Raw genomic sequence first — 26,223 nt, 5'->3', positions numbered from 1 at the left:
CGCTGCGCGCCGACCTCTCCCAAGGGAGAGGTGACCTCCGTTGCTGCTCCAATTCAACTTAATCGCATCATGCTTTAGGCTTCACCTCGCCGCGCTTGCGGGGTGCGTAGCCCGGATTTCGCTTCGCTCCATCCGGGCTACGAATAACGCGCGCTACGCCGTCCCCAGCGTCGGCGCGACCTCGCGCGCGACCTGCACCAGGGCTGCGATCAGCGGCGTCATCGGATCGCGCTGCGGGATCACCATGCCGATGCTGTAGTCGACGACGGGATCAACGATCGGGATGCTGCGAACCGCGTCCTCGAGCCCGAGCGTCTCGGCGAGCTTGGCCGGCATCACGCTGGCCCAGCGGCCGGTCTTCACATGGGTGTAGAGCACCAGCAGCGAGTTGGAGGTCAGCATCGGCCTCGCCTCGGCGCCGACCGAGGTCAGCGCGCGGTCGATGATGCGGCGGTTCTGCATGTCTGGGGTGAGCAGGCAGAGCGGCACGGTGCCGACCTCCTGCCAGGTCACCTGCTTGCGGTCGCCGAACATGGCGTCCGGTGCCGTCAGCAGGCGGTAGCTCTCGTTGTAGAGCGGGATGGTGCGAACCTTGCCGATCGGCTCGTTCTCGATGTAGGTCAGCCCGGCATCGACCTCGAGGTTTTCCAGCAGGCCGAGCACGTCCGCCGAGGTGCAGGACTGGATCCGGAAGCGCACCTCCGGATGGCGCGCCCGGAACGGCGTGGTCAGCGCCGCCACCATGCCGAGCACGGTCGGGATCGCCGCGATCCGGATCTCGCCCGACAGCTTGTCCTTGAGGCTGTTGATCTCCTGCTTCATCGCCCGCGCGTCGCCGACAATGCGCCGGGCCCAATCAAGGGTCCGTTCACCTTCCGGGGTGAAACCCTGGAAGCGCGATCCACGCTGCACCAGCATGACGCCGAGGATTTCCTCGAGCTGCTTGAGGCTGGTCGACATGGTCGGCTGGGTGACGCCGCAGGCCTCCGCAGCCCGGCCGAAATGCCGCTCCTTGGCCAGTGCCAGCAGTAGTTCCAGCTTGTCGATCAAAGGCCAAACCTCATCGCGAAACCGTGTCCCAACACGGTCAGGACTATCACGTCCGCGCTGTGACCGGTAATCCCAAAGCGCGCTGGAAGCCCGTGATTCCCAACCATTATTGCGATCCTAAATCACCCCATCCGGCAACGCTATTAATCGCCTTTCGCAATCGCCGCATGGGACAGCTTTATTGATGTTTCGAAAGATTCCAATTCAAATATCGGACGAGAGAAACTGATCGTGAGAGCGCGGATGACATCGCCATACGAACCCTGGGACGAGGCGCGCGGCGCTGAGATCATCGCCGAACATGCCGGGCTCGAAGGCGCCACGCTGGTGATGCTGCACGCACTGCAGGAAGCCTTCGGCTACGTCCCGGAGCCAGCCATCCCGATGGTGGCGGAGGCGCTCAATCTGTCCCGCGCCGAGGTGCACGGTGTATTCACCTTCTACCACGACTTCCGCAAGCAACCGGCCGGACGGCACGTCCTGAAACTGTGCCGCGCCGAGGCCTGCCAGGCCGCCGGCGGCGATGCGCTGGCGGCGCGCGCCGAGGCCAAGCTCGGGGTTTCCCTTGGAAATACCACCGCGGATGAACGCGTGACCCTGGAGCCGATCTACTGCCTCGGGCTCTGCGCCACCGCGCCGTCGGCGATGCTGGACGGCCGCGTGGTCGGCCGGCTCGACGCGGCGCGGATCGACGCGCTGGTCGCGGAGGCACAGCGATGAAGATGCGGATCTTCGTTCCCCGCGATGCCGGCGCGATTGCCGTCGGTGCCGACGATGTGGTTGCGGCGCTCGAGCAGGTTGCCGAGCAGCGCGGCCTCCCGATCGAGATCATCAGGACCGGATCGCGCGGGCTTTACTGGCTGGAGCCGATGGTCGAGGTCGCAACCGTCAAAGGCCGCGTCGCGTATGGCCCGGTGAGCGCGGCGGATGCCGCTTCCGTGTTCGACGCGATGGCCAGCAACGGTCCGCATGCCCTGCGGCTTGGCGTCGCAGACGAAATTCCCTGGCTGAAGCGGCAGACCCGCCTCACCTTCGCCCGCTGCGGCGTGGTCGATCCGCGCTCGGTCGAGAGCTACCGCGCCCATGGCGGCTACAAGGGCCTGGAGCGGGCGCTGACGCTGACCTCCGACCAGATCCTGGCCGACGTCACCACCTCGGGCCTGCGCGGCCGCGGCGGCGCCGGCTTCCCGACCGGCATCAAGTGGAAGACGGTGGCGCAGACCAGCGCCGACCGCAAATACATCGTCTGCAACGCCGACGAGGGCGACAGCGGCACTTTCGCCGATCGCATGATCATGGAAGGCGACCCCTTCGTCGTGATCGAGGGCATGACGATATCAGGCATCACGGTCGGCGCCACCAAGGGCTACATCTACATCCGCTCGGAATATCCGCATGCGGTCGAGGCGATGAACGCGGCGATTGCGGCCGCCCGGCGCGCCGGCTTCCTAGGTAACGCTATCTGCGGCAGCAGGCATGAGTTCGATCTCGAAGTGCGGGTCGGCGCCGGCGCCTATGTCTGCGGCGAGGAGACCTCGCTGCTGGAGAGCCTCGAGGGTCGGCGCGGGATCGTGCGGGCCAAGCCGCCGCTGCCGGCGCACAAGGGCCTGTTCGGCCGCCCCTCAGTCATCAACAACGTGCTGTCGTTCGCCGCGATTCCCTTCATCCTCGACAACGGCGCCAAGGCCTATGCCGATTTCGGCATGGGCCGCTCGCGCGGCACGATGCCGATCCAGCTCGCCGGCAACATCAAATATGGCGGGCTGTTCGAGACCGCATTCGGCGTCACGCTCGGCGATCTCGTCGACGACATCGGCGGCGGCACGTTCACCGGACGCCCGGTGCGCGCGGTGCAGGTCGGCGGGCCGCTCGGCGCGTACTTCCCCCGCGCCCTGTTCGATACGCCGTTCGACTATGAAGCGTTTGCGGCGCGCGACGGCCTGATCGGCCATGGCGGCGTCGTGGTGTTCGACGACAGCGTCGACATGGCGAAGCAGGCGCGTTTCGCGATGGAATTCTGCGCCATCGAGTCCTGCGGCAAGTGCACGCCGTGCCGGATCGGTTCGACCCGCGGCGTCGAGACCATCAACAAGATCATCGGCGGCGACCGTGTCGCGGAAAACCTCGCCGTGGTCGAAGACCTTTGCAACACCATGAAATTCGGCTCGCTCTGCGCGCTCGGCGGCTTCACGCCCTACCCCGTGATGAGCGCACTGAAACATTTCCGGGAAGATTTCGGCGGAAATCTAGGTCCCGCACCGGCCCGTCTGCAGGCCGCGGAATAGCAAGGAGATCACGATGTCGCTGATCCAGGAAACCGATTTCGGCACGCCCAAATCCAAATCCGAGACGATGGTCACGCTGACCATCGACGGCAACCGGATCACGGTGCCCGAGGGCACCTCGATCATGCGCGCGGCGATGGAAGCCGGCACCCAGATCCCGAAGCTGTGCGCCACCGACATGGTCGACGCGTTCGGCTCGTGCCGGCTCTGCCTGGTCGAGATCGAGGGCCGCGCCGGCACGCCGGCGTCCTGCACCACGCCCGCCATGAACGGCCTCGTGGTGCACACCCAGAGCGAGCGGCTGAAGAAGCTGCGCAAGGGCGTGATGGAGCTCTACATCTCCGACCATCCGCTGGACTGCCTGACCTGTGCCGCCAACGGCGACTGCGAATTGCAGGACATGGCCGGTGCAGTCGGCCTGCGCGACGTGCGCTACGGCTATGAGGGCGAGAACCATGTGTTCGCTAAATCCCATGGCTGCGACAACGACGCCTGGATGCCGAAGGACGAGTCCAACCCCTACTTCACCTACGATCCCTCCAAGTGCATCGTCTGCTCGCGCTGCGTCCGCGCCTGCGAGGAGGTGCAAGGCACCTTCGCGCTGACGATCTCCGGCCGGGGCTTCGACAGCCGCGTCTCGCCCGGCATGAGCGAGAGCTTCCTCGGCTCCGAATGCGTGTCCTGCGGTGCCTGCGTGCAGGCCTGCCCGACCGCGACGCTGACCGAAAAATCCGTGATCGAGATCGGCCAGCCCGAGCACTCGGTGGTCACCACCTGCGCCTATTGCGGCGTCGGCTGCTCCTTCAAGGCCGAGATGCGCGGCGAGGAGGTGGTGCGCATGGTGCCCTGGAAGGACGGCAAGGCCAATCGCGGCCATTCCTGCGTCAAGGGCCGCTTTGCCTGGGGCTACACCACCCACAAGGAGCGCATCCTGAAACCGATGATCCGCGAGCGGATCGAGGATCCCTGGCAGGAGGTGTCGTGGGACGAGGCGCTCAACTTCGCCGCGGCGAAGTTCAAGGGCATTCAGCAGAAGTACGGCCGCGATGCCGTCGGCGGCATCACCTCGTCGCGCTGCACCAATGAAGAGACCTACCTGGTGCAGAAGCTGATCCGCGCCGGCTTCGGCAACAACAACGTCGACACCTGCGCCCGGGTCTGCCATTCGCCGACCGGTTACGGCTTGTCCTCGACCTTCGGCACCTCGGCCGGCACGCAGGATTTCGATTCGGTGGAGGACACCGACGTCGCCGTGATCATCGGCGCCAACCCGGCTTCGGCGCATCCGGTGTTCGCCTCGCGCCTGAAGAAGCGGCTGCGCCAGGGCGCCAAGCTGATCGTGATCGATCCGCGCCGCACCGAGATGGTGGAATCGCCGCACGTCAAGGCACTGCATCTGCCGCTGCTGCCCGGCACCAACGTCGCCGTGCTCACCGCGCTGGCGCATGTCATCGTCACCGAAGGCCTCGTCGACGAAGCTTTCGTGCGCGAGCGTTGCGACTGGAGCGAGTTCCAGGATTGGGCGGCGTTCGTCGCCGATCCCAAGAACAGCCCGGAAGCCACCGCGATCATGACCGGCGTCGATCCGCAAGTGCTGCGCGAGGCGGCGCGGACCTACGCCACCGGCGGCAATGGCGCGATCTATTACGGGCTCGGCGTCACCGAGCACAGCCAGGGCTCAACCACGGTGATCGCGATCGCCAACCTGGCGATGGCGACCGGCAATATCGGCCGTCCGGGCGTCGGCGTGAACCCGCTGCGCGGCCAGAACAACGTACAGGGCTCCTGCGACATGGGCTCGTTCCCGCACGAGTTCACCGGCTATCGCCATGTCGGCACCGACGCCGTGCGCGAGCAGTTCGAGGCGATGTGGAACGTCAAGCTCAACAAGGAGCCGGGCCTGCGCATCCCCAACATGTTCGACGCCGCGATCGAGGGCACCTTCATGGGCCTCTACGTGCAGGGCGAGGACATCCTGCAGTCGGATCCGAACACCAAGCATGTGGTCGCAGCATTGTCGGCGATGGAATGCGTCATCGTGCACGATCTCTTCCTGAACGAGACCGCGAACTACGCGCACGTGTTCCTGCCCGGCTCGACCTTCCTGGAGAAGGACGGCACCTTCACCAATGCCGAGCGCCGCATCCAGCTGGTCCGCAAGGTGATGACGCCGCGCAACGGCTATGCCGACTGGGAAGTGACCATCATGCTCGGCAAGGCGATGGGCTTTGAGATGAAGTACAACCATCCGTCCGAGATCATGGATGAGATCGCGGCGCTGACGCCGACCTTCGCCGGGGTGTCCTTTGCCAAGCTCGAGGAACTCGGCTCGGTGCAGTGGCCCTGCAACGAGAAGGCGCCGGAAGGCACGCCGGTGATGCATATCGGCGGCTTCGTGCGCGGCAAGGGCAAGTTCATCGTCACCGAATATATCGCGACCGACGAGCGTACCGGCCCGCGCTATCCGCTGCTGCTCACGACGGGGCGCATCCTCAGCCAGTACAATGTCGGTGCGCAGACAAGGCGCACCGAGAACGTGGTGTGGCATGCCGAGGATCGGCTCGAGATCCATCCGCACGATGCCGAGCAGCGCGGCGTGCGCGACGGCGACTGGGTCCGGCTCGCAAGCCGCGCCGGCGAGACCACCTTGCGCGCGCTGATCACCGACCGCGTGGCACCGGGCGTGGTCTACACCACGTTCCATCACCCGGACACGCAGGCCAACGTCATCACGACCGAGTTCTCCGACTGGGCAACCAACTGTCCGGAGTACAAGGTCACGGCGGTGCAGATCTCGCCGTCGAACGGCCCGAGCGACTGGCAGAAGGCCTATGACGAGCAGGCGCGCAACTCCCGCCGCATCGCGCCGGTCGTGGAAGCCGCGGAGTAGCGATGCGCGAGCCCGTCCAACAGGCGAGGCGAAAGGTCTGGCGCGACGGCGCCTTCAGCGGCGGCACGCGTCTCATACCCGAAGAGACGGCGCTGGCGCTGACCTACAATGGCGGCACCTATGCCGTGATGATGGGCACGCCGGAGGACCTCGACGATTTCGCCACAGGCTTCAGCCTGAGCGAAGGCATCGTGCGATCGCCTGACGAGATCGAGACGCTCGATATCGTCGAGCTCGACGACGGCATCGAGCTGCGGATGTGGCTGAAGTCCGAGCAGGCCGGGCGGATCTCCGAACGGCGGCGGCACATTGCCGGCCCGACCGGCTGCGGCCTCTGCGGCATCGATTCGATCGCCGAGGCGGTTCGGCCGGCCGCGACCGTGTCCGCCGGCCGCGCCTTCTCGCCGCGCGAGATCATGACGGCGGTGGCCGCGGTCGCGCCGCTGCAGGAGATCAATCACCAGACCCGCGCGGTGCATGCCGCCGCGTTCTGGACGCCGGCACGCGGCATCGTCGCACTGCGCGAGGATGTCGGCCGCCATAACGCCCTCGACAAGCTCGCCGGCGCACTCGCGCGCGACAGGGTCGCGGCGCATGAGGGCATGGTGCTGCTGACCAGCCGCGTCTCGGTCGAGATGGTGCAGAAGACCGCCGCGATCGGCGCGCCGCTGATTGCCGCCGTCTCGGCCCCGACCGCGCTCGCGGTCAGGATGGCCGATGCCGCCGGCATCACGCTGGCCGCGATCGCCCGCTCGGACGGATTTGAGATATTCACGCATCCGGAACGCGTCACGGGCGCGGTCGCCGGCAAGGAGTCCCCGTATGTCGTCGTCGCCTGACAAACTGGTCTATATGGCAAACCAGATCGGAAAGTTCTTCCAGAGCCAGGGCCACGATCGCGCCGTGCAGGGCATCTCCGAGCACATCTGGAAGTTCTGGGATCCGCGGATGCGCAAGCAGATCTTCTCCCATCTCGACGCCGGCGGCGCCGGCCTCGACCCCGACGTGCTCGACGCCTTGCAGAAGCTGAAGCTGCAGGCGTAACTTTCGGAGCGTGCACCGAGCCGTAGGGTGGGCAAAGGAGCGCAGCGACGTGCCCACCATCCGCGACGTGCTCGCGAAGGTGGGCACGCTCCGCTTTGCCCACCCTACACAGCTCAACCACCGCTCACGATCGCACTGAACACGCGGCGCACTTCGCCTTGCGTCTCGCGCAGGCGGGCTTCCAGCGAGGAAAAATCCGGGGTGTCGCCGGCGCGGGCCATCACCCGCCGCAGGTCCTCGCCGGCCGTCTCCGGGTTGAACTTGCCGGTGACGCAGAGCCGCAGGATCTGGGTCAGATCGTGATACAGCCGCGCCGCCTGGCGCAGGATCTCGGCCTCGGACTGGCCGAGCAGGCCGAGCTTGGCGGCATTGTCGAGCACCTGCAGCGTCGAGACGCTGAGGATTTCCGGCTTCACCGCAGCATGCGCCAGCTGCAGATACTGCGCGATGAAATCGATGTCGACGAGCCCGCCGGCGGCGAGCTTGAGGTCCCAGATATCGCCCTCGCCCTTTTCAAGCGCGATCGCGCGCCGCATATCGGCGACGTCGGCCGCGGTCGACGCCGCATCGCGCGGCCGCGTCAGCACGCCCCGGATGATCGCCTCGATCTTCTCGCGGAACTCCGGCGCGGCCGAGATCACCCGCGCCCGCGTCAGCGCCATGTGCTCCCAAGTCCAGGCCTCGCGCTCCTGGTAATCGGCGAACGCATCGAGCCGCGAGGCCACCGGGCCGGCGCGCCCGGACGGGCGCAGCCGCATGTCGACCTCGTAGAGCACGCCGTAATTGGTGCGCGTCGTGAATGCGCTGATCAGGCGTTGGGTGAAGCGGGCAAAATATTGCGCGCCATGCAGCGAACGTTCGCCGTCGGAATCCGGCGCCTCGCTGTCATAGTCATAGAGCAGGATCAGGTCGAGATCGGAGGACGCCGTCATCTCGCGGCTGCCGAGCCGGCCCATCGCGATGATCGCGGTCTCTTGCCGCTTGATGCGGCCATATTGCGCGGCGAACTGGTCGGTGACGAGGCCATGCACGGTGTGCACGATGCCCTCCGCGACGTCGGCAAAGGCCGTAGAGGCATGCTGCGCCGACACCGTGCCGGACAGAATCCGCGTGCCGATCAGGAACAGGCTTTCCTGGCCGAACAGCCGCAGACGATCGAGAAAGTCCTCATAGGACGAGGCATCCTGCAGCGTGGCGGCGAGCCGCTCGGACAGCTCCTTCCTGTCCGGCATCGCGCCGAAGAAGCGCGGATCGATCAGGCCGTCCATGATCTGCGGCTGGCGTGCCAGCATGTCGCCGAGCCGCGGCGCGGCACCCAGGATCAGCGCCACCAGCGCGACGAAGTCGCGATTCTGGCTGAGCAGCGAGATCAGCCGGCCGCCGCGCTGCAGCGCGCCGAGAAAGCGGTCGAACGCCACCACCGCATCGTCGGGCTCCTCGGCATGCGCGAGCCCGTCGATCAGGCCGGGGATGAATTCGATGAACGCCGCGCGCGTCGCCTCGACGCGCAGCGCGCGATAGTCACCCTCGATCCATTGCTGCACGGTGCCGGCAACGGCGACCGGCTTCTTGAAGCCGAGATGGGCGAGATGCTCGATCAGGCGCCCATCCTCGGGCCCGGCCCCATAATTGATCTCCGGAGACCTTGCGGTGCCGGTCGGATCGTCGCCCTCGAACAGCTTGCCGTAATGGCCTTGCACGATCTTGAGCTGGCCGAGCAGGTCCCTGGCAAAAGCCTCGCGATTCTCGTAGCCGAAGAAATGCGCGAAGCGTTCGACCGCGTCCGACTGCTCGGGCAGCGCATGGGTCTGCTCGTCGGCGATCATCTGCAGCCGGTGCTCGACCCTGCGCAGGAACTCATAGGCCGTCGTCAGCTCGTCGCGCGCCTCGTGGGTGATCCAGTTGCTATCAGCGAGCACGTCGAGTGCCTGCAGCGTCGGGCGCACGCGCAGCTCGGGATGCCGGCCGCCCGCGATCAGCTGCTGGGTCTGGGCGAAGAACTCGATCTCGCGAATGCCGCCGCGACCGACCTTGACGTTGTGGCCCTCGACCGAGATTTCGCTCTGGCCGCGATAGGTCTGCATCTGCCGCTTCATGTCGTGAACGTCGGCGAGCGCGGCAAAATCCAGATGCTTGCGCCAGACGAACGGCGCGAGCTCGGCGACGAGCGCGTCGCCCGCCATGGCGTCGCCGGCGCAGGGCCGCGCCTTGATCATCGCGGCGCGCTCCCAGGTGCGCCCTTCCCGCTCGTAATAATGCAGCGCGGCGTCGGTGGAGATCGCGACCTGGGTCGAGGCCGGATCCGGGCGCAGCCGCAGGTCGACGCGGAAGACATAGCCCTCCCCCGAGCGCTGCTGCAGCATCCGCGCCATCGCCTGGGTGACGCGGACGAAGAACGGCTGCGGCTCGATATCCTCGGCCAGCGAGGTCGCCGTGCGGTCGAAGAAAACGATCAGGTCGATGTCACTGGAATAGTTCAGCTCGCCGGCGCCCATCTTGCCCATCGCGAGCACGATCAGGCCCGAGCCGATCTCGGGATGCTCGGGATCGACGGCCGTCATGCGGCCGCGCGCGACTTCCAGGCGGAACAAATAGCGCAGCGCCGACTGCACCGACGATACCGCGATATCGGTCAGCGCCGCGGTCACCTTCATGACCGGCCAGACGCCGCCGATATCACACAGCGCGATGACAAGCGCGGCCTCCGCCTTCATGCGGCGGAGCAGCTGCATGACGTCGGCCTCGCTGCCGGCGGCGAACACCTCGCGCGAGGTGGTCTCGATCAGGGCCGTGAGGTGCGACTCCGGGTCGCATGACAGGATCCGGACCAGCCGCGCGGCATCGGCGCGCGCCAGCTCGAACAGATAGGGCGAGAATTCGGCGATGCCGCGCAAGATATCGCGCGCGAACGGATGCTCCAGCAATGCTGTGAGCGCGGCCGATTGCGCCGGCTCGAGTTCGGCGAACCAGTCGGTCAGGCGCTGATCGGCAGATTGCGGCGCGGCGACACATGGTCCGGCCACGAACCGCGCGGCCAGACGATGTCGATCCGCGTTTCCCGGCGCGGCGGCATTCATGCCGCCTTCTGTGGCACATCCTGCGTTTGAGCCGCAAGCCTGTCACTGCCGCCCGCCCGCGCCGGCAGCACCAGGGTGGCGACCAGGCCCGGGCGCGCATCGCCGAGCCGCAGCTCGCCGCCATGCAGCGTTGCCACCGCCGAGGCCAGGCTGAGGCCGAGGCCGGAACCGGGCAAGGTGCGGCTCGCCTCGAGCCGCACGAATCGCTCCACCGCGTGCTTGCGATCGCCCTCGGGGATGCCCGGACCGTGGTCGCTGACGCTGAGCATGATCTGGTCGCCCTCGTGCCGCGCCTCGATCAGGATCTCTCGCGCATCGGCGTCGAGCGGCGGCACCGCCGCATCGGGCTTGCCGTATTTGATGGCGTTCTCGACCAGATTGGCGAGCGCCTGGCTGATCAATTCACGGTTGCCGTGGACCGGCGCCGGCGCGGTCTTGACCTGCAGGGTCATGCCGTCGTCCTCGGCCAGCGGCTCGTACAATTCGTGGATGCCGTTGGCGACGTCGGCGCCGTCGAAATCATCCATGTTGCCGCGTGCCTGGCCGGACTCGGCACGCGCGATCATCAACAGCGCATTGAAGGTGCGGATCAGGCCGTCGGACTCCTCGATCGTGCGCTCCAGCGCCGCCCGATAGTCGGCCTCGCTGCCGGACCGCGCCAGTGCCTCCTCGGCGCGGTTGCGCAGACGCGTCAGCGGCGTCTTGAGGTCGTGGGCGATGTTGTCCGAGACCTCCTTCAGCCCCATCATCAGCGCCTCGATGCGCTCCAGCATGGCGTTGAGGTTCTCCGCCAGGCGGTCGAGCTCGTCGCCGCTGCGGCCGACCGGCAGCCGGCCGGACAGATCGCCCGCCATGATGCGCTTGGTGGTGCCGGTCATGGCGTCGATCCGGTGCAGCACGCGGCGCGCGACGAAGATGCCGCCGCCGATGCCGAGCACGACGACGACGAGGATCGACCATTGCGCAGCCTTGGCGACGATCCCGAACAGCCGCCGCCGTTCCTCGAGATCGCGCCCGACCAGCAGGCGAAAGCCGTTCGGCAGCTCGGTGACGCGCACCAGCGCACGATGGTCGGTCTTGTCCTGGTCGTCGAACCGCCGGTAGGCGGTCTCCGACCAGCCCTGCATGCCCATCACGCCCGGCGCCAGCGACTCGACATTGCCGGCGAACGCCGTCCCTGCCGGGGTCGTGACCAGATAGAGGTTGGCGCCGGGCCGCAGCGCGCGGTAACTGATCGTGCGCGAGACGCCGGTCAAGCCGCGGCGATCATAGATGGCAGCGATCTCGCCGATCTCGGCATTGACGGTCGTGGTGATCTGCTCGGTGATCAGCCGGCGCGTATTCCAGGCGAAATAGGCCAGCAGCGAGGCGGCAAACAGCGCAAACAGGAACAGATACACCAGCGTCAGCCGGAACGCGGTGGTGCGGATCAGTTTGCCGAAGGCGGTCACGGTCTACCTGATGCCGTCGCGGATCATGTAACCCGCGCCGCGGATGGTGTGCAGCAACGGCCGCTCGAACCCCTTGTCGATCTTGGAGCGCAGCCGTGAGATGTGCACGTCGATCACGTTGGTCTGGGGATCAAAATGATAATCCCAGACGTTCTCGAGCAGCATGGTGCGCGTCACCACCTGGCCGGCGTGCTTCATGAGGTATTCGAGCAAGCGGAATTCGCGCGGCTGCAAGGTCAGCTCGTCCTTGCCGCGGGCAACGCGGTGCGAGAGGCGATCGAGCTCGAGATCGCCGACCCGATAGGTGGTCTCCTCGGCCGGGCCGACATTGCGCCGCGACAGCACTTCGATACGTGCGAGCAGCTCGGCAAAGGAATACGGCTTCGGCAGATAATCGTCGCCGCCGGCGCGCAGGCCCTTGATGCGGTCGTCGACCTGGCCGAGCGCGGAGAGGATCAGGACCGGCGTGCGGTTGCCCTTGTCGCGCAGGCTGCCGATCAGCGAGAGGCCGTCACGCTTCGGCAGCATGCGATCGACCACCAGCACGTCGTAGTCGCCGGTCTCGGCCATCGACAACCCTTCCTCGCCATCGGATGCGAGGTCGGCGATGTAGCCGACTTCCCGAAACGCCTTGACCAGATAGTCGGCCGACTCGCGGTCATCTTCGATGATCAGGATGCGCATTTGCGGAGCGGTTGCAGTCACGGGAATGGGCCCTCTCTCACCATGGCGCGGCCGGCCTGCACATGCAAGACGACCGCGCATATTCTTGATTTTTTGAGAAAAGTGGGCGGTGAAGCTGGGGGACTCCACCGCCCTGAGACCTTCCGACGGAGGGGGGCATATTCCATCGAAAGGCAACAATGGGAGCGAGCAAAGGGCCCGCCCCCCGGAAAGCGCCGTCGGCGGGGGCGACTGATGCCGGCGACACTTCCCATCTCATAGATAGTTAGCCTTTGGCCAAAGGCACGGCCACGAAGCGCGACGAACCGCCGCTCTTCACGCGCATGAGAACGCTGTTCTTGTTGTCATTGCGCGCCGCGGTGATTGCATCACGCACCTCACCGGCGGTGCCGACGGTCTTGCCCGCGACCTCGAGGATCACGTCGCCTTCCTTGAAGCCCCGCTCAGCGGCAGCACTCTTGGGATCGACTTCGGTCACGACCACGCCATCCTTGCCGGCACCCGCCACGCTGTTGGCAGGCGCCACGGTCAGGCCGAGCTTCGGCACGTCGGTGCCGCGGGACGCCCCGCCCTTGTCGCTGTTGTCGGTATCGGCCTTGGCCTCGAGGTTGTTCGGCAACTGGCCGAGCGTGAGGTTGACGACCTTGTCCTGGCCCTTGTGCAGCACGTTCAGCTTCACGGCGCTGCCGGGAGGCAGACCGCCGATGGTGCGGGCGAGCTCGCGGGCATCCTTCACCTGATCGCCGTTGACGGCGGTGATGACGTCGCCGGACTCGATGCCGGCCTTGGCCGCGGGGCCGTTGGCCTGCGGTTCGGCAACCAGCGCGCCTTCCGCCTTCTTCATGCCGAGGCTGTCGGCGATGTCAGAGGTCACCGGCTGGATCTGGACGCCGATCCAGCCGCGGCTGACCGAGCCCTTGTCCTTGAGCTGGGCGACGACGCTCTTCACGGTCGCGGCGGGAATCGAGAACGCGATGCCGACGCTGCCGCCGGACGGCGAGTAGATCGCGGTGTTGACGCCCATCACCTCGCCCGAGACGTCGAACGCCGGGCCGCCGGAATTGCCCTTGTTGACGGGCGCGTCGATCTGGATGAAGTCGTCATACGGACCGTTGCCGATGTCGCGGCCGGAGGCCGACACGATGCCCGCGGTCACGGTGCCGCCGAGACCGAAGGGATTGCCGACCGCCAGCACCCAGTCGCCGATCCGCGGCTTGGTGTCGGAGAGTTTTGCGAACTGGAAGTTGGAGCCGCCCTCGACCTTGATCAGCGCAAGGTCGGTGCGCGGATCGGTGCCGATCACTTTCGCGGAATAGGTCTTGCCGTCGTCGGTCGTGACCTCGACCTTGTCGGCGCCGTCGACGACGTGGTTGTTGGTCACGGCATAACCGTCAGCCGAGATGAAAAAGCCGGAGCCCTGGCCGGTGACCACGCCACCGCCACGCGGTCCACCGCGCAGACCCGGGGGCAGACCATCCGGACCGCCGAAGCGGCGGAAGAAGCGCTCCATCGGCGAACCCGGCTGGAACGGCGAATCGTCGTTGCCATCATCCTTCGCGACCTTCTCGCGGATGTTGACCTTGACCGAGATCACCGACGGCTTCACGCGCTCGACGATGTCGGCGAAGCCGACCGGCTGCTGGACCTTCTTGACCTCGTTGTTGACCTGCGCGTGCGCCGGGGTCGTGAACAGGTCGGCCGGATTGTGCGAGGGGCTGAGGCCATAGGTGGCGGCACCGAGGCCGGCCACGACCGAGGCCATCAGCGCCAGCCTGCGGGCGGAGAACAGAGAGCGCTTCGGCGCCTTGTAGGACGGAAGGGACGAGAGGTCGGGACGGTCGGTCATTCTTGAAATCTCCAAGGCCAGAATCGGCGGTGCGGGGGCAGGCACCCGATGCGGCTGAACATGGGGTCAGCAGCCTTACAGCGCGCTGGAGGCGGAATTAAACTTTTGTAATTAAGCGCAACCCGGCGTGCGGCAGAATAGCGCAGGCAAAATAAGAGGTTACGAAGGAACTAAATCCGCTCTTCGGGCGCGACGTCCCCCGCCAGCAGCCGGTTGAGGCGGGCCTCTTCGTCGGCCGTCAGCGCCGCGGCCGTGTCCCCCTCGCGATTTGCCGCATTCGGCCGCCGCCGGCCAAGGCGCCAGAGCGCGAAACCGCCCGCCAAGAGCGCGAACGGCGGGGTCAGCCAGAGCAGCAGCGTGTGCTCGTTGAGCCTTGGCTTCAGCAGGACGAATTCGCCGTAGCGCGCCACCAGGAAGTCGATCACCTGGCGGTCGCTGTCGCCGGCTGCGATGCGCTCGCGGACCAGCAGGCGGAGGTCGCGCGCCAGCGGCGCCTCGGAATCGTCGATCGACTGGTTCTGGCAGACCATGCAGCGCAGCTCCTTGGAGAGCTCGCGCGCCCGCGCCTCCTTGGCCGGATCAGCCATGATCTCGTCGGGCTGCACGGCACGCGCCGGCATCGCGCCCAGCGCCAGGGTCGCGGCCAGCAGGCCGGCGGCAAGATGGCGCGACCGCATCATTCGGCCGCCTGCAATGCGCGGGCGGCTGCGGCCTTCGCCGGCTTCGGCGCACCGACCCGCAAGCGGCGATCCGACAGCGACAGCATGCCGCCGAAGGCCATCAGCACCGGGCCCCACCAGATCAACAGCACCAGCGGCTTGTGATAGATGCGCACGGCGATGGCGCCGTCGGCGGCGGTATCGCCGAGCGAGATGTAGAGCTGGCTCGCGCCGCGCGACAGCAGCGCGGCTTCGGTGGTCGAGGCGCCGCGCGTAGTGAAGTTGCGTTTCGAGGGCGTCATCACGCTGATCTTCTCGCCGCCCTCGCTAACGCTGAACTGGGCCACCATCTCGCGGAAATTCGGCCCCTGCCGCTGCGTCAGGCCGTCGAGCTTCAACTGGTAGCCGGCGACCCGGGCGACGTCGTCCGGCTTCATGGCGCCGATATATTCGCTATTCCACGTGGTCTCGCAGACGATCCCGATCAGCGCGATGCCGAGGCCGGCGTGTGCCAGCGCGGTCCCCCAGGTCGAGCGCGGCAGGCCACGGGCGCGGCGCAGCGAGATCGATGTCGGAACGCGAAACAGCGCCACGCGCTCGGCAAGATCACACAGCGCGCCCACGATCACGAACACCGCAAGCCCGATCGCGAGCGGCGCCAGGGTTGCGCCGCCATAGGTCCAGGCAAACACCAGCGCGATCGCAACCAGCGCAACGATGCCGGCCGCGATCAGCCGCTGCGCCGCGCCGAGCAGGTCACCGCGCTTCCAGGCCAGCAGCGGCCCGAACGGCACCGCAATCAGCAGCGGCAGAAACAACGGCGCGAAGGTGAAGTTGAAGAACGGCGCACCGACCGAGATCTTCTCGCCGGTAAGCACCTCGAGCGCCAGCGGATACAGCGTGCCGATGAACACGGTCGCGCAGGCCGTCGTCAGCAGCAGATTGTTGAGCACCAGCGCGCCCTCGCGCGAGATCGGCGCGAACAGCCCGCCCTGCTTCAGCGCCGGCGCGCGCCAGGCATAGAGCGACAACGAGCCGCCGATGAAGACGAACAGGATCAGGAGAATGAAGACGCCGCGGGTCGGATCGGTGGCGAAGGCGTGCACCGATGTCAGCACGCCCGAGCGCACCAGGAAGGTGCCGAGCAGCGACAGCGAGAAGGTCAGGATCGAAAGCAGCACGGTCCAGACCTTCAGCGCGTTGCGCTTCTCCATCACCAGCGCCGAATGCAGCAGCGCGGTGCCGGCGAGCCACGGCATCAGCGAGGCGTTCTCGACCGGATCCCAGAACCACCAGCCGCCCCAGCCGAGTTCGTAATAGGCCCAGTACGAGCCCATCGCGATGCCGAGCGTCAGGAATATCCACGCCAGCAGCGTCCACGGCCGCACCCAGCGGGCCCAGGCGGCGTCGATACGGCCCTCGAGCAACGCCGCCACCGCAAAGGAGAACGAGATCGAGAATCCGACATAACCGAGATAGAGCATCGGCGGATGCACCGCGAGGCCGATGTCCTGCAGCACCGGATTGAGATCGCGACCCTCGAGCGGTGGATTGGCGATGCGCAGGAACGGGTTCGAGGTGATCAGGATGAAAAGATAGAAGGCGCTGGCGACCCAGGCCTGCACCGCCAGCACATGCGCGCGCAGCGACAGCGGCAGATTGTTGCCGAAGGCCGCAACGAGGCCGCCGAACAGCGCCAGGATCGACACCCACAGGAGCATCGAGCCTTCGTGATTGCCCCAGACGCCGGTGATCTTGTAGATCAGCGGTTTCAGCGAATGCGAATTCTCGTAGACGTTGGCGACCGAGAAATCCGAGGTGACGTGCAAGGTCACCAGCGCTGCGAACGAGGCCGCGACGAACAGCAATTGCGCGAGCGCGGTGGAGCGCGCCACATTCATCAGCGCTGCGTCGCGCCAGCGCGCGCCGATCAGCGGCACGATCGACTGGATCAACGCCAGCCCAAGCGCGAGCACCAGGGCATAATGTCCGCTTTCGGCGATCATCGCATCGTTCCCCCGGTCGGCGCCGCAGAGGCGCTCGGCTTGCCGTAGTCGTCTTTCCAGTGGCCCTGTTTCTTCAGGGCGTCGGCGACATCCTTCGGCATGTAATTCTCATCGTGCTTGGCGAGCACGGTGTCGGCGCGGAACACGCCGGACGCGTCCAGTGCGCCCTCGGCGACGATGCCCTGCCCTTCGCGGAACAGGTCCGGCAGGATACCCTTGTAGGCGACCGGCAAGGTTGCGCTGCCGTCGGCAACGGTGAAGGTGACGGCGAGATTGTCGCCCCGCTTGAGCGAACCGGTCTCGACCAGACCGCCGAGACGGAAGCGCTTGCCGGGCCCGATATGCTTCTCGGCGACCATCGACGGCGTCGAGAAGAACACGATGGAATCGCGCAGCGCGTTCAGCACCAGGCCCGCGGCGATGCCGAGCACCACGAGCGCGCAGCCGATCAGCGTCAGACGCCGTTGCTTCCTGGTCATAATCCATCCTTGCGCATGACGTTCTCCGAAAACCGCTGCGCACTTTTCGGCGTCATGCGCTATCCATCCAGCCCGAGATTCTTCAGCCCCTCGTTGAGCTGGCGCAACCGCTCGGCATCCTTGCCCACAGCCTGGCGCGCATCGGCAAGTGCGCTCATCGCCTTGTCGCGCTCGCCCATCACGAGATAGGCGCGCACCAGGCGGAGCCAACCATCGACATCGTCGCCGTTCTGCTTCAGCCGGGTCGCCAGCCGATCGACCATGCCCTGGATCATGCTGCCGCGATCGGCTTCGCTCATGTTCTTCGCCGCGGCCATCGCGCCCTCCGGCAGGACCGGTGCGGTCACGCCGCCGACCCGCACCAACGCGGCCTGCACCAGCGGCCGCCATGGCGCGTCGGCCGGTGCCTTGGCCAGCATCTTCTGCCAGATCGCGCTGGCGTCAGCCTTGCGGCCGTCCTGCTCGGCGGCGAGGCCGAGGAAATAGTCGGCCTTGGCGTTATCGGCATCGAGCACCACCGCGCGCTCGAACTCGCCCTTGGCTTCCGCGGTGACGACGCCCCCGGCGGTGCCCATCAGCGCCTCGCCGAGATCGGCGCGGCGGTCGGCGGTCTCGCCGGCATAGGTGATGGCGTTGCGGTAGGCGCGGACCGCATCGTCGTAACGGCCGAGCCGCGACAGCACCGGCGCCAGCACGGCCCAACCGCGGCCGTCGGTCGGGCTCTTCTCCAGATGGGCCTCGACCTGCGCCACCAGATTGGCCAGCGGCTGGTTGGCGTCGGCGACCCGAGTGCGCTCGGACAACGGGAAGTCTCCGAGCCGCGGCGAACCGAGCGTGAGGTAGAAGCTGGCCGCAATGACCGGCAATCCGACCAGGGCCACCGTCGCGGCGGCGCGCCGGAGCTTGAGATTGCCTTTGGCGGGTGCTTCACGGCTGCTCTGGTCGGCGGCCGCCAGCAGCCGTCGGCTGATCTCGATCCGGGCGGCATCGGCCTCGTTGGCGCCGATCACCCCTGAAGCCATGTCGCGGTCGATCTCGGCAAGCTGGTCGCGGTAGACCACGACCTCGCTGCCGCCGCTCTCCGCCCGCCCGGCACGGCTGAGCGGCCACAGCACGGCAAAGATCGCCGCGACCGTCATCAGCGCGAACACAAACCACAGCGTCATCAAGCGGTTCCCGGACGGAACGGCGGCTTCCGGCAAGCCGCCTTAGAATCGCTTTACACTACAGGCGGCGAGCCCGGCAATTGACAATTACTGGATCGAAAGAGGGCCTCGAAACTGCGCGGTCCTGGCCGGCGGCCGCCGCGGTCTCGCTAGCCCGCGCGGGAGGATTTCCGCTCGCCGGTGATGGCGTTTTCGGCCGCCCGGTTCATCAGCGAGGCATAGTCGTGGCCGAACAGCACCTCGCAGAACCGGATCGCGGCCTTGACCTGCTGCTGCCGAAAGACGCGCACCCGGGCGTCGCCGCCGCGCAGCGACTGCACCAGCCCCTCGGTCGACTGCTCGACATAATGTTGCAGGTCGGAGAAGGTTCGCAGCGTCACCTCGTTGATGGCAAGCTCGCTGGCATAGGTACGGCACACCGCGACGAAATCGATCAGGGCGGCGGCGTCCTCGACCTCGGATTGGTCGATCTTGGCGCCTGCGGAGATGTCCTTGTCGGCGCGCTGGCGCAGGATGCGGCGGACCCGGCCCGGCACGCTGTCGATCTCCGATTGCAGCGCGTTGGAGGTATCGGCGCGCACCGAGGTGAGCTGGCGGCCCCAGGTGGAATCGTTGCGCAGATCGAGCTCCGTGCGCAGGCCGCGGACACCGTCATGCAGGGTCTTGAGCTGCTCGCCGACATAGTCGAAATGGCCGCGCCGGATGTCGGTGCGCAGGCAGGCGGCGACGAAGGACAGGTCATGCAGCGCGATGGTGACGGCGATGCCGTACGGCGTGGCCGCGACCCGCAGCTCGTCGTCGGAGGCCGCCATCTTGATCGCAAGGCGGACGATCTGCCACGGCGCGGCCAGCCGCTGCGCGATCAAGGACAGCGCGAACGGCAGCAGTTGCGGGGTCTGCAACGAGGGCAGCTTGAGCGCATCGGTGGCGGAGGCGATCTGGGAATCGGCGAACATCCGGATCTGGCTCGGCAGCCGGCTGCCCAGGGTTTCCAAAGCTTCGTGCGCCTGCAGGACGGCACCGATCGGCAGCAAGTCATCGATCACGGCGGGCGGACCGACGCGCGACAGCGCGCGCTGACGGTCCTCGCCCTGCACCGGCGTCGCGATCTTGATGATGGCTTCCGCAGCCGCGAGCTGAAACTTGCGCGCGGCAGTCTCGATCGGGCCGCTGTCCGACGCCGCAGCCAACGCCGCCTCGAATTCACGCGCCGGCTCCGGCGCGCCCTCGCGGGCCAGCCACTGCCAGATCGGCAGCAGCGAGCCGCGCTTGACCTGGCCCGGCCGGGTCGGAAAATTGGTTTCGGCGAGGAACGGCTCGAGCGGCCGGAACAACAGCCGCGCCGGGTCGTCGGTGCGCGGCAGGACCTGTTCGTCCTCCTCGACACCGCGGACGATCTTGCGCAGTTGCTCCAGCACCAGGTTGGCGACGGTGACGTCGTCGCCACGCTCGACCGCGCGCTCGAGCTCCCGCATCAGCAGCGCCTGCGATTGCGGCGGAAGCTGCGCAAGATAATCCTTCAGCCGCTCGGTCGAATTCTGGCTCATGCGCCCGGTGATGAAGCTCGATGCCCCACGGAGCGCCCGAGGCGCCTCCCGCGCCCGATGATAGGAGGGGGCCGTTAAGAAGCCGTTTAGGAATAGTGACAGCTCCGAGACGCGCGGATACGCCGTGCCAACCATGTGCGCGGCGGGTGGATGCAGGATTTCGGAATAATGAAAAAATACGACTGATTTGCCCGACGCGTCAAGCGCTATTTCGAAGCCGGCGGCCGCCTGTTCCTTTGCATGGGGTTGTTTTCGATGTTTTGGCTAGACGCCCGGCAGCACGAGCTCTGCGCGCAGGCCGCCGATCGGCGCATTCAACAAATTGAGGTTGCCGCCATAGAGGCCCGCGAGATCGGTCACGATCGACAGGCCGAGCCCCGAGCCCGGCTTCGACTCGTCGAGCCGCTGGCCGCGCCGCGACACCTGGGCGCGCTCGGCCTCCGACAGACCGCGTCCGTCGTCGTCGACCACGATGCGCAAGCGGCGTCCGGCGCCGGCCTCCTTCGGCGGCTCGACCAGGACCTCGACGAAGACCTGGGAGGCGGCCCATTTGCAGGCATTGTCGACGAGATTGCCGACCATCTCCTCGAGGTCCTGCCGCTCGCCGCGGAACCGCGCCGCGGGATCGGCCTTGGCCTGGATCGAGATCTCGCGATCGCGATGGATCTTCTCCATGGTCCGCCGCAGCGCCTCGATCGCGGGTGCCACGTCGGTGATGGTGCTGACGATGCTGGCGCGGGCGGCGATCCGCGCACGCTCCAGATGGTGGGCGACCTGGTCGCGCATCACCTCGGCCTGCTCCAGCACCTTGCTCGCGAAGGGATCCGCTGTATGTGCACCGGCCTCGTTGACGATCACCGACAGCGGCGTCTTGATGGCGTGCGCGAGATTGCCGACATGGGTGCGCGAACGTTCGACGATCTCGCGGTTGGCGTCGATCAGCGCATTGGTCTCGCGCGCCAGCGGCGCGATCTCGACCGGGAAGTTGCCCTCCAGCCGCTCGGCGCGGCCGGAGCGGATGTCGGCGATCGCATCCGAGATGCGCTTGAGCGGCGCCAGACCGTAACGGACCTGGAACACCGTCGTCAGCAGCAGCACGATGCCGAGCGCGGCGAACGTGCCGCCGAGATAATAATCGAAGCTGCGCGTCTCGTCGAAGATCTCGGTGGCGTCGCCGGCGACACTGACCAGGAACTTGCCGTCGGCACCGAGGTCGACCGGACGTTCGACCATGCGCAGGCTTTGGCCCTCGGGCCCGTCGACATAGCCGAGGCGGACGCCGGCCGCGGTCAACTCGACGCCGTTCTCCTCGAGCTTGGGCAGCTTCTTGTCCCACAGCGAGCGCGACGCGCGGGTTTCGCCTTTCTCGGTGTCGGTGCGGGTGATCTGCCAGTACCAGCCCGACAGCGGCAGGTCGAACAGCGGCTCGCCGAGCGACTGGAACTGGCGGTCGGCCGGCTCGTCCGGCGTCGCGACCTCCGCGATCAGCGTGCGCAGATACAGATTGAGCCGGCGGTCGAAGGCGCGCTCGGTCGCGTCGCGGTAGACCGATGACAGGATGACGCCTGTGATTGCCAGGATCACCACCAGCCAAGCGGTCGCCGACACGAACAGTCGGGTGGCAAGGGAGCTTCCGCGCATCAGGGCACGGTCTCGAAGGTCGGGTCAGCGGGCGTCGACATGGCAATCCCCTCCGGGGCGTGCAGATGATGCCGATACCCGCGCGCCGATCAAGCGCCTGGTGGCGGCGGCGCCAGCATATAGCCAAGGCCGCGCACGGTCTGGATGATCTCGACCTCGAGCTTCTTGCGGATGCGGCCGACGAACACCTCGATGGTGTTGGAGTCGCGGTCGAAGTCCTGGTCGTAGAGATGCTCGACCAGCTCGGTGCGCGACACCACCCGCCCGGTGTGGTGCATCAGATAGTCGAGCAGATTGTATTCGTGCGAGGTCAGCTTGATCGGGTTGCCGTTGACCGTGACGCGCTTGGTGCGGGTGTTCAGGATCACGGGGCCGCAGACCAGCTCGACCTGGGCATGCCCGGTGGAGCGGCGCAGCAGCGCGCGAATCCGCGCCAGCACCTCCTCGAGATGAAACGGCTTTGCGACATAGTCGTCGGCGCCGGCGTCAAAACCCTGCACCTTGTCGCTCCAGCGGTCGCGCGCGGTGAGGATCAGGACCGGCATCACCCGCTTGTTGCGGCGCCAGGATTCGAGCACCGAGATGCCGTCCATCTTCGGCAGGCCGATATCCAGCACGACGGCATCGTAGGGTTCGCTGTCGCCGAGGAAATGTCCCTCCTCGCCGTCGAATGCGCGATCGACCACATAGCCGGCATCGGTCAGTGCGGTGGTGAGCTGGCGGTTCAGATCGGGATCATCCTCAACGACGAGCAGACGCACCTTGGCCTCCGAGAGTGAGCATTGCAATTTCTGGCATCAGATGAGGCTTTCGGCGGTGAACGGGCTATGAACGGGTCAACAGGCAAAATGTTACATTTTGGTCATTTGCCGACCTGATAGCAGATTTGGGACAGCCGGGACACGCAAGATCACGGACCGCAGAATTAACGATAATTCCCCGATCGAACCGTCGCAGCGCTCCCCGCGAAGGCCCGGGGGTTGCGGTCGTGGCGGCGGTAGCCTACCCCTATCCATTATGACCCAAACAATTGCCCGCATCGCGGGGTGGCTCGCCCTCGCCTCTATCGCGTTCGTGACGCTGTCGCCGATCAACGACCGGCCCTCGATCACCGGTGCGCAGATCGAGCATTTTGCGGCCTTCGCGCTGCTCGGCCTTGCGCTCGTGCTCGGCTATCCGCGGCGCCTGCTGCTGATCGTCGCCATTGTCGTCGGAAGCGCGTTCACGCTGGAGGCGATGCAGCTATTGACGCCCGATCGTCATGGCCGCGTGCTCGATGCGATGGTGAAAGCAGCCGGTGGCATTTGCGGGATCGGCGCAGGCTGGCTCGTGCTCGCGGTCCTGCTCGGACAGGTCGGCCGCTTCAAGAAGCTGCCCGAACAGTCGGCAGGCTGATCGCGGTAGCGACGCACTGCCGGAACTGCGGGCGTTAACCTGGATGGCAGGCGTGTTGCGGCCACCGCCCGCCCGCACCTAGAGCGTTTCTCGTTGATCGTCGCAACCATAATTCGAGACACCCGCAAACAGCGCTTGGCGTCGAAAAATGCGCGGTGCTATGAGTGGTGCGACGAAGCGAAAATCGCCGTCGCACAACGCAGAGACATCGCATGATCCTCGTCACCGGCGGCGCCGGCTATATCGGTTCACACGCTTGCGTCGCGCTGCTGTCGGCCGGCGAAGACGTCGTCGTGTTCGACAATTTTTCCAACAGCAGCCCGAAAGCACTGCAACGGGTGCAAGCGATCTGCGGCAAGCAACTCACCGTCGTCGAGGGTGACGTGCGCGACCAAAGCGCGCTGGAGAAGGCGCTGTCGCAGCACGGCTGCACCGCCGTGATGCATTTCGCCGGCCTGAAATCGGTGCAGGATTCGGTTGCCGATCCGCTCGAATATTACGATCAGAACGTGATCGGCTCGCACCGGCTGCTGCGCGCGATGCGCGCGACCGGCGTGCGCAAGATCGTGTTCAGCTCGTCCGCGACGGTGTACGGCACGCCGCAGTTCCTGCCCTACACCGAGCAGCACCCGCTGCGGGCGGTCAATCCTTATGGCCGCACCAAGCTGATGATCGAGGAGATGCTGCGGGACGTGTATGTCAGCGACGCCAACTGGTCGATCGCGATCCTGCGTTACTTCAACCCGGTCGGCGCACATGAGAGCGGCCTGATCGGCGAAGATCCCAAGGGCGTTCCCAACAACCTCGTTCCATTCGTCGCCCAGGTCGCGATCGGGCGCCGCGACCGGCTCAACATCTGGGGCAACGACTATGGCACGCCTGACGGCACCGGCGTGCGCGACTACATCCATGTGATGGATCTGGCCGCCGGCCATGTCTCCGCCCTCAAGCTGCTCGACACGCCGCAATGCTTTGCGGTCAATCTCGGCACCGGCGCCGGCTCCAGCGTGCTCGATGTCGTCAAAGCCTTCGAGACCGCGAGCGGCCGCCCGATCCCCTACGAGATCAAGCCGCGGCGCCCCGGCGACATCGACGCTTACTATGCCGCGACCGACTACGCCACGCGACTGCTCGGGTGGAAGGCGACCCGGTCGCTGGAGACGATGTGCGCCGACCACTGGCGCTGGCAGAGCAGCAATCCGAACGGATATGCGTGAGATGCGATCGGGTCGTGATGCGATCGCGATCGATCGCATCACGATCTCTAGAACTCACGCGCGCTGGTAATCATCCTCGATGCGGATGATGTCGTCCTCGCCGAAGTAGCTGCCGGTCTGCACTTCGATCAGCTCGAGCTGGATCTTGCCGGGGTTCTCCAGCCGATGCACCGCGCCGATCGGGATATAGATCGATTCGTTCTCGTGCACGGTCTTGATCAGCTCGTTGACGGTGACCTGCGCGGTGCCGCGCACCACGATCCAGTGCTCGGAGCGGTGGTGATGCTTTTGCAGCGACAACCGCCCGCCCGGCCGGACGATGATGCGCTTGACCTGGTGGCGGTCGCCATTGTCGACCGATTGGTAGGAGCCCCAGGGGCGATGCACCTGGATGTGGCTTTCGGTCACCTCAGGTGCGATGGCCTTGAGCTTGGCGACCAGCCGCTTCAGCCCGTTGGCGTCCTTCTGGCGTGACACCAGCACGGCGTCCTGGGTCGCGACCACGACGAGATCGTCGACGCCTTCGAGCGCAACCAGCGCACGGTCGGTGGTGACGTTGCAGTTGCGGGAGTCCTCGAACACCGCAGCGCCGCGCGCCGCATTGCCCTGGCTGTCCTTGTCGGAGAGCTCCCAGACCTGGCGCCACGAGCCGATGTCGGACCAGCCGCAGGCCACCGGGACGACAGCGGCGTGCGAGGTCTTCTCCATCACCGCATAGTCGATCGAGATCGCCTTGGCCGCGCCGAACGCCTGCGCATCGAGCTTGACGAAGCCGAGATCGCGCGCCGCGTTCGACACGGAGCCTTCGATCGAAGCAATGCTCGCGTCATCGACGTTGCGATATTCATCGAGCAGCATGCTGGCGCGGAACATGAAGTTGCCGCTGTTCCAGAGATAGCCTGCGTCGATATAGCCGGCCGCGGTCTGCGCATCCGGCTTCTCGACGAATTTTGCAACCGCCCTCACCTCTCCCGCGACCGTCTCGCCCGGGTTGATGTAGCCATATTCGGTCGCGGGTCGTTCCGGCCGGACGCCGAACGTCACGATACGGCCCTGCTCCGCCGCCGCCAATCCTTCGCGGCAGGCGGCGACGAAGGAGGGCGTGTCGCGCACCAGATGATCGGCGGCGAGTGCCAGCACGATCGCGCCGCTCTCGCGGCCTTGCGCGAACGCCGCACCGGCCGCGATCGCCGGACCCGAATCGCGCCGCATCGGCTCCAGCAGCACGTCGGCCTCGCGGCCGATCTCGGCCAGTTGCTCCAGCACCATGAAGCGATAGGCCTCGTTGGTAATCACGATCGGACGCTCGAACAGCGTCGCGTCCGCGACCCGCAGCAGCGTCTCCTGGAAGGTCGAGCGGGCCCCGAACAGCGACAGGAACTGCTTTGGATGCACCTCGCGCGAGGCCGGCCACAGCCGCGTCCCCGCGCCGCCGCACATGATCAGGGGAATAATTCGTCGGTCCATCGATGCCTCTAGTTAGTTCTGTCGTGATCGCGCTACTTACGCAGCAAGAACGATGCCAGGAAGATGGCATCGCCCTCGGCTGCCGGTTGCTCTGCCAATAAGCACGAACCACTTCATCCGTGTGAAAGTGACCGAACGAGGACAAGCGCCGGGCATTCCGCGTTCGTCATATCTCCGTGCCTCAAGATTTTCTCTCTGTCCCGCAGCATCGTGGAGGGATTCACGATCATGTTCACGGTATCGAACATTTCGCGCGTGCGCGGCGTGCACGGATTGATGTCAGGCAGTGCAAGAGAGATGTGTTTGCACACACCGTCAC

Annotated in this window: 20 protein-coding genes; 7 read left to right on the top strand and 13 right to left on the bottom strand. The window is 66.4% G+C overall.

What is annotated here, in order from left to right; all coding sequences use genetic code 11:
• Positions 1-153: 153 nt before the first annotated feature.
• Positions 154-1,050 carry a LysR family transcriptional regulator gene (locus tag IC762_RS13080; RefSeq protein WP_195789187.1) on the bottom strand — a complete coding sequence of 299 codons (897 nt, stop codon included), beginning with the start codon at positions 1,048-1,050 and terminating at the stop codon, positions 154-156.
• A 243-nt stretch (positions 1,051-1,293) separates the two neighbouring features.
• Between IC762_RS13080 and IC762_RS13075 the strand changes: the two genes are divergently transcribed.
• Genes IC762_RS13075 through IC762_RS13055 form a run of 5 tightly spaced genes read left to right on the top strand, consistent with a single transcriptional unit; the run spans position 1,294 to position 7,269 of the window.
• Entirely contained in the window at positions 1,294-1,770 is a 477-nt protein-coding gene (locus tag IC762_RS13075) for a formate dehydrogenase subunit gamma (RefSeq protein WP_195789186.1), read from the top strand.
• The gene (locus tag IC762_RS13070) at positions 1,767-3,335 is read left to right on the top strand and encodes a formate dehydrogenase beta subunit (protein WP_195789185.1); all 1,569 of its coding nucleotides are present in this window, start codon (positions 1,767-1,769) and stop codon (positions 3,333-3,335) included. The genes IC762_RS13075 and IC762_RS13070 overlap by 4 nt, the downstream gene beginning before the upstream one ends.
• A 13-nt stretch (positions 3,336-3,348) precedes the next feature.
• Positions 3,349-6,225, top strand: coding sequence for a formate dehydrogenase subunit alpha (gene fdhF / locus IC762_RS13065; RefSeq protein ID WP_195789184.1), 2,877 nt, complete (start codon positions 3,349-3,351; stop codon positions 6,223-6,225).
• Between the two features lie 2 nt (positions 6,226-6,227).
• On the top strand, positions 6,228-7,064 hold the full coding sequence (fdhD, locus tag IC762_RS13060; protein WP_195789183.1) for a formate dehydrogenase accessory sulfurtransferase FdhD: 837 nt from the start codon (positions 6,228-6,230) through the stop codon (positions 7,062-7,064).
• Positions 7,048-7,269, top strand: a complete 222-nt coding sequence (locus IC762_RS13055; protein WP_195789182.1) for a formate dehydrogenase subunit delta — start codon at positions 7,048-7,050, stop codon at positions 7,267-7,269. Before fdhD ends, IC762_RS13055 begins: the two co-directional genes overlap by 17 nt.
• A gap of 113 nt (positions 7,270-7,382) precedes the next feature.
• Here the strand turns inward: IC762_RS13055 and IC762_RS13050 are convergent, their stop codons facing one another.
• The 11 genes from IC762_RS13050 to IC762_RS13000 form a co-directional block, all read right to left on the bottom strand.
• Positions 7,383-10,346: a bifunctional [glutamine synthetase] adenylyltransferase/[glutamine synthetase]-adenylyl-L-tyrosine phosphorylase gene (locus tag IC762_RS13050; RefSeq protein ID WP_195789181.1), complete on the bottom strand. Its 2,964-nt coding sequence runs from the start codon at positions 10,344-10,346 to the stop codon at positions 7,383-7,385.
• On the bottom strand, positions 10,343-11,797 hold the full coding sequence (locus IC762_RS13045; protein WP_195789180.1) for a sensor histidine kinase: 1,455 nt from the start codon (positions 11,795-11,797) through the stop codon (positions 10,343-10,345). Before IC762_RS13045 ends, IC762_RS13050 begins: the two co-directional genes overlap by 4 nt.
• Positions 11,798-11,800: 3 nt before the next feature.
• A complete protein-coding gene (locus IC762_RS13040) occupies positions 11,801-12,481 on the bottom strand; it encodes a response regulator transcription factor (RefSeq protein ID WP_195790112.1) in 681 nt (226 codons plus the stop codon).
• A gap of 265 nt (positions 12,482-12,746) precedes the next feature.
• A complete protein-coding gene (locus IC762_RS13035) occupies positions 12,747-14,327 on the bottom strand; it encodes a Do family serine endopeptidase (protein WP_195789179.1) in 1,581 nt (526 codons plus the stop codon).
• A gap of 170 nt (positions 14,328-14,497) precedes the next feature.
• Entirely contained in the window at positions 14,498-15,004 is a 507-nt protein-coding gene (locus IC762_RS13030) for a cytochrome c-type biogenesis protein (RefSeq protein WP_195790111.1), read from the bottom strand.
• Positions 15,004-16,992, bottom strand: a complete 1,989-nt coding sequence (locus IC762_RS13025; RefSeq protein ID WP_195789178.1) for a heme lyase CcmF/NrfE family subunit — start codon at positions 16,990-16,992, stop codon at positions 15,004-15,006. Before IC762_RS13025 ends, IC762_RS13030 begins: the two co-directional genes overlap by 1 nt.
• Positions 16,989-17,471 (bottom strand): cytochrome c maturation protein CcmE, encoded by a 483-nt coding sequence (ccmE, locus tag IC762_RS13020; protein WP_195789177.1) that lies wholly within the window; start codon positions 17,469-17,471, stop codon positions 16,989-16,991. Before ccmE ends, IC762_RS13025 begins: the two co-directional genes overlap by 4 nt.
• 59 nt (positions 17,472-17,530) lie before the next feature.
• A complete protein-coding gene (gene ccmI / locus IC762_RS13015; RefSeq protein WP_195789176.1) occupies positions 17,531-18,637 on the bottom strand; it encodes a c-type cytochrome biogenesis protein CcmI in 1,107 nt (368 codons plus the stop codon).
• Positions 18,638-18,786: 149 nt separating this feature from the next.
• Positions 18,787-20,184, bottom strand: coding sequence for a hypothetical protein (locus IC762_RS13010; RefSeq protein ID WP_195789175.1), 1,398 nt, complete (start codon positions 20,182-20,184; stop codon positions 18,787-18,789).
• Positions 20,185-20,448: 264 nt separating this feature from the next.
• Entirely contained in the window at positions 20,449-21,825 is a 1,377-nt protein-coding gene (locus IC762_RS13005) for a sensor histidine kinase (protein WP_195789174.1), read from the bottom strand.
• Between the two features lie 89 nt (positions 21,826-21,914).
• On the bottom strand, positions 21,915-22,586 hold the full coding sequence (locus IC762_RS13000) for a response regulator transcription factor (protein ID WP_195789173.1): 672 nt from the start codon (positions 22,584-22,586) through the stop codon (positions 21,915-21,917).
• A gap of 256 nt (positions 22,587-22,842) precedes the next feature.
• Here IC762_RS13000 and IC762_RS12995 point away from each other — a divergent pair, with 256 nt between their 5' ends.
• Together IC762_RS12995 and galE are read left to right on the top strand one after the other, a co-directional pair.
• Positions 22,843-23,220: a VanZ family protein gene (locus IC762_RS12995; protein ID WP_195789172.1), complete on the top strand. Its 378-nt coding sequence runs from the start codon at positions 22,843-22,845 to the stop codon at positions 23,218-23,220.
• A gap of 212 nt (positions 23,221-23,432) precedes the next feature.
• The gene (gene galE, locus IC762_RS12990) at positions 23,433-24,437 is read left to right on the top strand and encodes a UDP-glucose 4-epimerase GalE (RefSeq protein ID WP_195789171.1); all 1,005 of its coding nucleotides are present in this window, start codon (positions 23,433-23,435) and stop codon (positions 24,435-24,437) included.
• Positions 24,438-24,491: 54 nt separating this feature from the next.
• Here the strand turns inward: galE and IC762_RS12985 are convergent, their stop codons facing one another.
• Positions 24,492-25,904 carry a mannose-1-phosphate guanylyltransferase/mannose-6-phosphate isomerase gene (locus IC762_RS12985; RefSeq protein ID WP_195789170.1) on the bottom strand — a complete coding sequence of 471 codons (1,413 nt, stop codon included), beginning with the start codon at positions 25,902-25,904 and terminating at the stop codon, positions 24,492-24,494.
• Between the last annotated feature and the right edge of the window lie 319 nt (positions 25,905-26,223).

The organism is Bradyrhizobium genosp. L (assembly GCF_015624485.1).
In the GTDB taxonomy this organism is placed as follows: Bacteria; Pseudomonadota; Alphaproteobacteria; order Rhizobiales; family Xanthobacteraceae; genus Bradyrhizobium.
This window is presented reverse-complemented; position numbering and strand designations above follow the sequence as displayed.